This window comes from Grimontia celer (assembly GCF_900055185.1).
GTDB classification, from domain to species: domain Bacteria; phylum Pseudomonadota; class Gammaproteobacteria; order Enterobacterales; family Vibrionaceae; genus Enterovibrio; species Enterovibrio celer.
In genome coordinates this window covers 1-537 of the sequence record NZ_FIZX01000066.1, presented here as the reverse complement: position 1 = coordinate 537, position 537 = coordinate 1, and the positions used below count along the sequence as shown (strand labels likewise).

Below are 537 nucleotides of genomic sequence, written 5' to 3'. Positions count from 1 at the left end.
AAGAGACTTAGCTGAAAAAGCTAGTGAATTCTTGAGATATGAGGCTGTACAAGAAAGTCTTAGTATGGGAGAGAACGGGTGGAATGAGGAGCGGAAGTCGGAGACTAGGGGTCGTCTAGCAAGTAAAAATCAAATAAAGAGATTAAGTGGTTATGCTGGCACGGCAAAAACATCAACTGTCTTAAAAACTATCTCGCATGAATATTATATGCAAGGTTATGAAGTAATAGGTATGGCACCCTCTTCATCTGCTTGTGAATCTTTAAAGAGTGGAGCAGGTTTGGCTTCTACAAGAACTGTCGCTAGTCATTTAGTGCGATCAGCCTTTTAAGGGGAAGGCTTTAAGCAACAACTTTGGTTGGTAGATGAAGCTTCACTATTATCATCTAAGCACACGCTTAAGTTATTTAAACAAGCAATTAAGCATGCCGCCAACATCATAGTTGATGTGGATGCTAAGCAGTTAGGCAGGGTATAAGCCGGTCCTGCCGTTCGCCAGTGACCAGCACGTACTATGGTACCTCGTATTCTCACTGC

Annotated in this window: 1 protein-coding gene; it reads left to right on the top strand. The window is 42.5% G+C overall.

The genetic code is table 11. The features are described from left to right. A partial coding sequence (locus GCE9029_RS27120; protein ID WP_157487865.1) for an AAA family ATPase occupies positions 1 to 331 on the top strand: 331 nt, incomplete at its 5' end. Between the last annotated feature and the right edge of the window lie 206 nt (positions 332 to 537).